A 7900-nucleotide genomic window follows, 5' to 3' on the forward strand; every position below is an offset into this window, starting at 1 on the left:
GATAACATGAGGCGACCAGCATGTCACATGCCCGCGGTGAAAACAGCGACTTGAAGACTCTCGCGCCCGATGTCTACGACGCGGTGCTGGCGCTGGGCCAGCTTGCCGGCAAGGCCGGCCTCGACAGGCAATTGCTCGAGCTGGTCAAGCCGCGCGCCTCGCAGATCAACGGCTGCGCCTTCTGCGTCCAGTACCACATCCTGCAGGCGGAGAAGCTCGGGGTTGCCCCCGACAAGCTCAATCTGGTCGTGGTCTGGCGTGAGGCGCCGCAATTCTCCAGCCACGAGCGCGCCGCGCTGGCGTGGACGGAGGCGCTGACGCATCTCGACGGCGGCGTCAGCGATGAGGCCTATGCGCAGGCAAGCGCCGCGTTTTCAAGCGAAGAGCTGCTCTACCTCTCCTCGGCCATTGCCGCGATCAATGTCTGGAACAGGTTCGGCGCCGCCTATCGCTGGACGCCGCCGGAACGGCAAAGAACCACCGCGACCGGGGTGTCGTAGGGGCGGCGGCCGGCCGCGGCGGCTGGCGCGGGTCAACAGTTTGTCTAGAATGCTCGGCAGCCGCGCAGATGAGGGAGCGTCGCGCCCGGAAGGCCCTTGCGGCAATCTCACTCTCCCGACCAAGAGGTTTCCGTGATCACCAGATATTCCGATCATGCCGCCAATGAGCGCACCTTTCTCGCCTGGGTGCGCACGGGTATCGCCACGATCGCCTTCGGCTTCGTGGTCGAGAAGTTCAACCTGTTCGTGAGGACCATGGCGGAAGCGGCCTCAGCCGATACCGTCAAGCGCCTGCGGCTTGACAAATTGTCGGGGTCGCTGAGCCACTATGACGGATTGGTGCTCATCATCGTCGGAATGGGAATCATCGTCGTTTCCCTGGTTCGTTTCATCCGCACCAGCCGACTGATCGATGACGAGAAAACGCACTCCGCGGCAAGTGTCAGGACCGAGCTGATCCTCGCCGTCGTGCTGGCGCTGATCGTCGCGACGCTGAGCTTCTATCTGGCGCTGGAATAGACGTTGGCTGACGGTCATGGGATGGAATGAACGCCTGCCAGGTGACATCGTGGCACGCAGGCTGTCAGCAGCGCGCTAGTGTTCCGTTGGCATCCCTATTGTAGCCGCCACCCGCGACTTTGTCATGACGCAGCAGGATGCAGCGGACATTCAGCGACGCGTGCGCACCCGGTTTGCTGGCCGGGAATGCCACCATTCCCGGCCAGTCAACCGTTCCATTCCTCATATCTTTTTCGAGATGCCAAGGAAGAAGCCGCGGCGCGGGCCGAACTGCGGTGCGAACACGCCGATGCCGGTTCCGTCCCTGATTTCGTAGATCGAGTCGAACAAATTGACGACATCGAAGCGAATCGTCATCGGCTTCGGATCGTTCGGCAGCAGGAACTCGCGCTTGATGCCAAGATTGACCTGGGTGTAGGCGGGCACCGTGGTGATATTGTCGTCGCCATTGCGCAGGCCGCTGCCATAGATTGCGTCGGCGCTGAACGTGGTTCCACACCACGACAATGCGTCGAAGGTTTCCGCGACCGTCGCCGCCCGGCCGCAGAATTGATAGGAGACGCCAGCCGAGGCGGTGACGAACTGGTTGTGATCGGTATAGATGAAGTGGGTCTGCGCGTACTGAAGCGCGGTCAGGCCGCCAAGGTCCGCAAGCGGCGTGGTGTTGTCGAACAGATATTGATTCGACACCGGGTCATTGGCTCTCTGCTGGGCAACCGCCAGATTGGCGTAGGCCTGAAAGTTTCCTTTATTGTACTTGGCGTGGAATTCGACGCCTTCGTTGTATCCCCGGGCATAATTGAAGGCGCTCAGCACCAGCGCCTGGCCGAACGTGCCGTTGTCGAGCAGATCCTGCGCGATCTTGTAGTAGGCATCGACGCCGAGATCGATGCTGGAGCAGTCCTTTCCCCCTGAAGCGCAGCCAAATTTGAACTTTTGATCGACGCCGGCATCGAAGTAATGCGAGCGCTCGGGCAGCACGGGACTGCTTTGGCCAGTCACCTGGCCGGTGGTGTTGTTGAACAAGGCGATGTTGGGCGGGGCCGCTTCCGTCAGCACCGGCGGCGTGAAGTAGCGCGCATAGCCGGCATGGAACGTGGTGTCCTCGAACGGCTTATAGGTGAAGCTCAGCCGCGGGCTGAACTGGTTGGCATCGACATATTGATACATCTGGTCGAAGCGCAAGCCATAGTTCATGGTCAGCTGGTTGGTGAGTTTCCACTCGTCCTGGGCGTAGACCCCCATCAGCACGCCCAGTTTCGAGACGTCGTTGGTGATCGTCTCGGGTGCGCCGTTGTCGCTGCCGTCGCAGATCATGCAGGGTTCGACCAGCGACGAATTGCCGACGAATGATTGCTCGCCGCTGACGGTGAAGCCGGTGCGAAGCGTATGGGTCGAATTCACCTGATAGGAAGCGTCGCCCTGGATGCCATTGGTGTAGGAGTTGCGGGTCACGCTCGAGGCGATGCCGTTCAGGAGCAGATCGCCGACTGGATCCGGATAATATTTCAGATTGTTGTAGCGGGTGAAATAGGACAATTGGGTGTCGAGCCCGTTGGCGGATGTCTGCACCGACAGCACGCCAAAATGAGTGACCTCGCTCTGGTTTTCGTTGAGCTGCGCCGAATTGAAATTGGTGATGCCGAAAGCGTCGGTGACCGGCGGATTTCCGAGCGTCCCGACCGGTTTGCCGGGAACATCGGGAATCTCGAAGTTGTTGATCGAGGTGCCCGCGATCAGGCTGACCCTCGTGGTCGGGTCGACGAACGCGGACATGTAGGCAAAGCCCTTCTCCTGCTGCGAGAAATCGTGGATCGCGTTGTAGGCGGGCGTCGGATTTTCGATTCCGACCGTGGTCTGCAGATAGCGGCCGGAGAAGAAGTACTGCACGCCGGCAAAACAATTCGCGGAGGCTGGCGCCTTGACATAGGTTGGCGCGGACGTAGTTGCCTGGCTTGGCGTGGACGTGGTTGCCGGACAGTTGCCGCCGAAGGTGCCGCCATATTCGACGCTTGGGTTGATGGTGCCATGGCTGCCGCCGTACATGCTGACGCTGCCGCTGTTATTGAACACATCGGTCCGGGTCGTGATGTCGACGAGACCGACGGTGCGCAGCCCGAATTCAGCCGGCAGGGCGCCGGTGACGAGCGCCATGCTGCCGATCAAGCCGGTGTCGAGAATGCTGCCGAAGCCGGTGACGCCGTCCGGCAGCATCACCCCGTTGATGCGGAATTGGACGTTGGCGTGATCGTTGCGGACATGCAGCGCGCCGCTGGCGGCGGAATCCTGAGAGACGCCCGGGGCTTGCAGCAATACCTTCTCGACCGGCGCATTGTCGCCCTGTGGCAGATTCTGGATGGCGTCGTGGCTGATCGTGTCGGAGGTGGTGCCTGCGGTCGTGTAGAGATTGCTGCGGGACTGATCGAACACGCCGCTTTTCGCAGCGAGCTGGGCCTCCGGCGTGACCGGCGCCGGCGGCGTCGTTCGCGGTGTGGAGGCGCCGCTGCGGGCCACCTCGCGCGGTTTCTGTCTGGCGGGCTTGGCTGCTTGCTTGGGCTCTCGGACCTTGAGCTCGGGAAGCACGTTCGGGGCATTTTCCGTGGGAGCCGCTGCAGGCGAACTTTCCGCAGGGGCGGCCGCAGGGGCATTCTCCGCAGGGGCCGTCGCCGGCGGATTTTCCGCAGGCGCAGGGGTCTGCGAGTGTGCCGCTCCGCCGAGGCCGCAGATCACCAAGGAGGCCGCTCCGGCGGCGAACGTTCGTTTTGTAAAGACTGACATCGTCCACTTCCCGCAAAGGCGCACGCAGATCGTCGTCAACGAATTGAACAAGCGCCTGCCGTCGACCCGCGACGGACTGATTTCGATTCACCCCTCGGACCGACCGCAAATCCTGCAGACCGGTCCGCGCGACCACTCAATCGACTTCAGAAGATCGGAGGAGCGCGGGAGTGAAAGGCGACGCGAACGGAGTGGACGTGAACGAACTCGGCGTCGGGGGCCAGGGATGACAGTTCTACGGCTTGCGGCAGCCGCAGCACCGGGGGCGTGGCAAACAACGCCGTGCTGGCCATGGCCATCACGGCGCAGATCGCGCAAACATCATTCGCGTGCCGGTCAGAATCCCGATCGGACCCAGGTTGCTGATGTTGAACGGATAGACCAGCCGCAACCGGCGCGGCGTCTGCGGCAATCCCGTGGAAGTGCCCGAACGACAACGCAAACTGGATAGCGAGCGCAAAAAGCGCAATCCGCGAACCATGTTTGATGTTGGATCGGAGCCATTTCATGTCGGTAACTACCTTTCGCCGGAAGTCCGGAATACTTCAGTCGTTCCAACGAATAATGTAACATCGCAAGCAGTGATGCGCGGCGTCAACCACGGTCCATTCGCATGGTGGTAGATTCGCTTGGTTTGTGTGATTTTCGCAACTCCGGTTCGCGGGGGGCGGTTGAAGCTTGCTTCACGCTGGCAGCGTGGTGCCCGACGGATCAGCTGTTTCTTTCGAACGTTACCGGCACGGTGTAGCTATCATCCGCGCCGGGCTTGGCAGCCGGAAACGCCGGAAAGGGGCTGGCGCGGTGGAGGGTGTCGAGCGCCTCCTGATCGAGCACCTTGTTGCCGGACGATTTCGTCACCGTGCTCTCGATCACCTCGCCCGCGCGGTTCAATTCGAACTGTACGAGTGTCGTTCCGGAAGCCCCGTGTGCCGACCGAGGGTAGCGTTTGTAGCGCTGCAGATGCCCCATCACCAGCATGTTGTAGGCTTTGGCGCCGGCCTCGCTGAATTGGCCGACGTGGTCGGTCTTCGGCAGCGCGCGCGTTTCGGGAGCGGGCGGTCTGGATTCCGTCGGCTTTTCCACTTGCTTCGGCTCGTCCCTTGGCAGCGCGACGTCGGCCTGGTGTGGCGGCGTAGGGGGCTGCACCACCTGTTCCTCCGTCTTCTCTTCCTTGGGAGGCTCCGTCGGTGCCGCGTCCGCCTGTTGCATGGTCGGGCCGACGGCGATGTCCTGATCCCGAGTCACGGGCGAACTGCCTTCGACCGGCGCAAGCGTCACGGCGATCGCGGCAACGATGTTCGGTTCTGCCGGTCGGCGGGCATACCACAGCGCAATCGCTGCAAAGATCGCGGCATGCGCCACGATGATCGTCAATCCGGCCAGCGCCCAGCGGGAGAGCCCGTGCCTTTCCGGCTGATGCAGCGCGAACGCGTTCATGGCTTGGCTACCGGTGCTTCCAGCCCGACCAACGCGAGCTTGAGATAACCGGCATCACGCAAGCTGTTCATCACTCCCATCAATCCGGCATAGCTCAGGGCCTTGTCGCCACGGACAAAAATCGTTTCATCCTTGTGGTTGTTGGTCGCGGCGTCGAGCGCGGTGCCCAGTTCGTCGCGTGCGACGACGGTTTCGCCGACCGCGATCGTCTCATCCGGCTTGATCGTCACGAACACCGGTTTGTCCGGCCGCGGCTGCTCGGGCGCCGTACTCGCGGGCAGGTTGACGCCGATATCGACGGTGGCCAGCGGCGCCGCCACCATGAAGATGATGAGCAGGACCAGGATGACGTCGATGAACGGCGTGACATTGATCTCGTGCTGGATCTCGAGATCTCCATCGTTCGAACGTGACCCAAGACGCATCGCCATTGTGTCACTCCGCGGCGTGCGGCAGCGCCGAGGCGCGGCCACGTTGTCGGCGGCTGATCATCAACAGCAGCTGCGCGGAGGCATCGCCCAGCAGGGCGCGGTAACCGCTGATCACCCGGGCGAGATGGTTGTAGATCACGACCGCCGGAATCGCCGCAACGAGTCCAAGCGCGGTCGCAAGCAGGGCTTCGGCAATGCCGGGCGCGACCACCGCGAGATTGGTGGTGTGCGACTCGGAAATGCCGATGAAGGAGTTCATGATGCCCCAGACGGTGCCGGACAGGCCGACGAACGGTGCGGTCGCCCCGATCGTGGCGAGAATCCCGATCCCGCGCGAAATCTGCCGTGTCATTGCGGCCTCGACCCGCTCGAGCCGCAAGCCGACACGCTCCTTGAACCCGTCATCGATGATGCCGTCAGACAGCTCGGCTTCGCGCTCGGTCGACAGGATCAACTGGGCGACGGCATCCGTCTTGCTGCCGCAGGCGCGTACCGCTTCCGCGAGCAGGCCGCCGCTCTCCAGCATCCTGAGCCTGCGCCGCGCGGTCCTGCTCTCGAGGCGCAGCTCGATGGTCTTGGCAAGCCAGATCGTCCAGGTCGCCAGCGATGCGAGGGCAAGCCCGACCATCACGACCTTCACCACGATATCCGCGTTGAGGAACATGCCCCATGGCGACAGGTTTCGCGGCAGCAGCGGATTTGGGCCCTGGGCAAAGGCGGGCTCGATCGTGATCGCAAGGCAGGCCAGAAGCGCCGCGGCCCTCGACAATATTTCTCCGCCGCCAGATCTGCCGCTGGGGCCGCGCTTGTCGTTGCTATGCCGCATGTGGTGCTCTCGTCGATGATGGAAGGGATGTTGTCGAACGGCCTGACCACATCGAAACATCCGGATAGCCAGATTCCCCGCCAGCGCGCCCGGCCAGGGATCAATCATCCGAAAATCCTGAATCGACTCCGCGCTTCGCGTTGCAAGAACGCAGAGCTCGCATGGTGAGGCCGATAACGTCTGCGCGCCTCGGCGGGTCGCGTGACGGACGTGTCTAGGCAGCGATGGGGGATGTCGGCGGGCCGCGCGACTGAAACGGCGCTCGTGGCTGGTCAACGAGGACGAAAGCCGGTTCGATTGCGCGATCGATCGGCGTGTCGGCAAATGCCACCTGCAACAGCGGTGGCGTCGAGGCGAGCGCATTCGCCATGGCCGTGGCGGCCATGCAGATCGGGCAGAGATAGTCCGCCTTGTCGTCAGAATGCCCCGGCGTGTGATGGCCGTCGGGTGACGCGATCAAGACGAGCTGCGAGCCTTGCGGGGAGGGCTTGCCGTTGAACGCGTGGACGTGACCGAAGGACAGGCCAATGTTGACGGCCAGCGCGATCAGCGCCAGCCATGAACCGTGCCTGATATGATCCCTCAACCACCGCATTCGATGTTAATTCGTATCCAAGTTCGTTGCTGCGCTGCAATCTTATCTGACTTGGCCGTCCGGTCAATCGGAAGTCCGTGATCCCGTTGGCGACCGCGCGATGATTTAACCGAGCAGAGCCCTAGTTTTCGCTGCCTTCTTGCATGTCGGGATGGGCGACATCCTCCGGCAGAGCGTGTGCGAGGGAGGGCGGCGCCGGAGCCGGCGGCGCGGCCGCGATTTCGGGGCCGATTTCGCGGCCACGGCCACCGATCAGCCGCTCATAGGCCGAAATCAGGGTCACATAGGGGCTGACCCAGATCCAGCCGTCGCGCGTGAACACCTGCACGTCGAAGTGCAGATGACGGGTGGTGCCGTTGGGATGGTCGAGATAATTGGAGACCACGCCGATCTTTTCGCCCTCGGCCACCTGGCGCCCGTTGAGCAGGCCGTCGGCATCCATGCTCGACGGCGACATGTGCATGTAGCGGAAGCGGATATGCTCGGTGCGGGTGTTGACCTGCAATGTCGCCGCCTGTTGCTTCTGCGAGCGGATCACGACGCCGTCGCGCACGGCGACGATCGGCTGCTGCTTGGGATTGCAGCCGTCGGGGTCATCCCGCTGGGCAGGGCAGGCGCCCGGCCGGATATCCTCGCCCTGATGACCGAAGCCGCTGGCGCATTGTCCGACACCAAAACTTCGCGCCTCGCAGAAATTGTCACGCCACGGATAGGCGCTGTTCGGCTGATCCGACTTGTCGCCTGATCGGCGGCCACCGAATTGCGAATGAACGAAGGCCGGAGCTTCCAGCGGAAAGCGGATTTGCGAATAGGC

9 protein-coding genes are annotated in these 7900 nt (G+C 62.7%); 2 read left to right on the forward strand and 7 right to left on the reverse strand.

Going from position 1 to position 7900, the window contains the following annotated elements; genetic code table 11:
• Positions 1-20 precede the first annotated feature (20 nt).
• Positions 21-500, forward strand: a complete 480-nt coding sequence (locus WCB02_RS04595; RefSeq protein WP_423956655.1) for a carboxymuconolactone decarboxylase family protein — start codon at positions 21-23, stop codon at positions 498-500.
• Between the two features lie 132 nt (positions 501-632).
• Complete coding sequence (locus tag WCB02_RS04600; RefSeq protein WP_423956656.1) at positions 633-1019, forward strand: YidH family protein; 387 nt, start codon at positions 633-635, stop codon at positions 1017-1019.
• A gap of 222 nt (positions 1020-1241) precedes the next feature.
• On the opposite strand, the gene WCB02_RS04605 is transcribed toward WCB02_RS04600, so the two are convergent.
• The 7 genes from WCB02_RS04605 to WCB02_RS04635 all read right to left on the reverse strand — a co-directional run.
• On the reverse strand, positions 1242-3602 hold the full coding sequence (locus WCB02_RS04605; protein ID WP_423956657.1) for a TonB-dependent receptor: 2361 nt from the start codon (positions 3600-3602) through the stop codon (positions 1242-1244).
• A gap of 341 nt (positions 3603-3943) precedes the next feature.
• Positions 3944-4306 (reverse strand): DUF2946 family protein, encoded by a 363-nt coding sequence (locus WCB02_RS04610; RefSeq protein ID WP_423956658.1) that lies wholly within the window; start codon positions 4304-4306, stop codon positions 3944-3946.
• 202 nt (positions 4307-4508) lie between these two features.
• Positions 4509-5234 carry an energy transducer TonB gene (locus WCB02_RS04615; protein ID WP_423956659.1) on the reverse strand — a complete coding sequence of 242 codons (726 nt, stop codon included), beginning with the start codon at positions 5232-5234 and terminating at the stop codon, positions 4509-4511.
• On the reverse strand, positions 5231-5665 hold the full coding sequence (exbD, locus tag WCB02_RS04620) for a TonB system transport protein ExbD (protein WP_423956660.1): 435 nt from the start codon (positions 5663-5665) through the stop codon (positions 5231-5233). Before exbD ends, WCB02_RS04615 begins: the two co-directional genes overlap by 4 nt.
• A 4-nt stretch (positions 5666-5669) precedes the next feature.
• Positions 5670-6491: a tonB-system energizer ExbB gene (gene exbB / locus WCB02_RS04625; protein ID WP_423956661.1), complete on the reverse strand. Its 822-nt coding sequence runs from the start codon at positions 6489-6491 to the stop codon at positions 5670-5672.
• A gap of 214 nt (positions 6492-6705) precedes the next feature.
• Positions 6706-7086, reverse strand: coding sequence for a DUF2946 family protein (locus tag WCB02_RS04630; protein ID WP_423956662.1), 381 nt, complete (start codon positions 7084-7086; stop codon positions 6706-6708).
• Positions 7087-7207: 121 nt separating this feature from the next.
• On the reverse strand, positions 7208-7900 hold a 693-nt coding region (locus tag WCB02_RS04635), incomplete at its 5' end, for a peptidoglycan DD-metalloendopeptidase family protein (protein ID WP_423956663.1).

The sequence above is a fragment of the Bradyrhizobium sp. genome (assembly GCF_049581145.1).
Lineage (GTDB): Bacteria > Pseudomonadota > Alphaproteobacteria > Rhizobiales > Xanthobacteraceae > Bradyrhizobium.

Bases quoted from the DNA above. Each gene is read 5' to 3' on its own strand.
- WCB02_RS04610 (WP_423956658.1), bottom strand. From the start codon at position 4,306: ATGAAATGGCTCCGATCCAACATCAAACATGGTTCGCGGATTGCGCTT.
- WCB02_RS04630 (WP_423956662.1), bottom strand. From the start codon at position 7,086: ATGCGGTGGTTGAGGGATCATATCAGGCACGGTTCATGGCTGGCGCTG.
- exbD (WP_423956660.1), bottom strand. From the start codon at position 5,665: ATGGCGATGCGTCTTGGGTCACGTTCGAACGATGGAGATCTCGAGATC.
- exbB (WP_423956661.1), bottom strand. From the start codon at position 6,491: ATGCGGCATAGCAACGACAAGCGCGGCCCCAGCGGCAGATCTGGCGGC.
- WCB02_RS04595 (WP_423956655.1), top strand. From the start codon at position 21: ATGTCACATGCCCGCGGTGAAAACAGCGACTTGAAGACTCTCGCGCCC.
- WCB02_RS04615 (WP_423956659.1), bottom strand. From the start codon at position 5,234: ATGAACGCGTTCGCGCTGCATCAGCCGGAAAGGCACGGGCTCTCCCGC.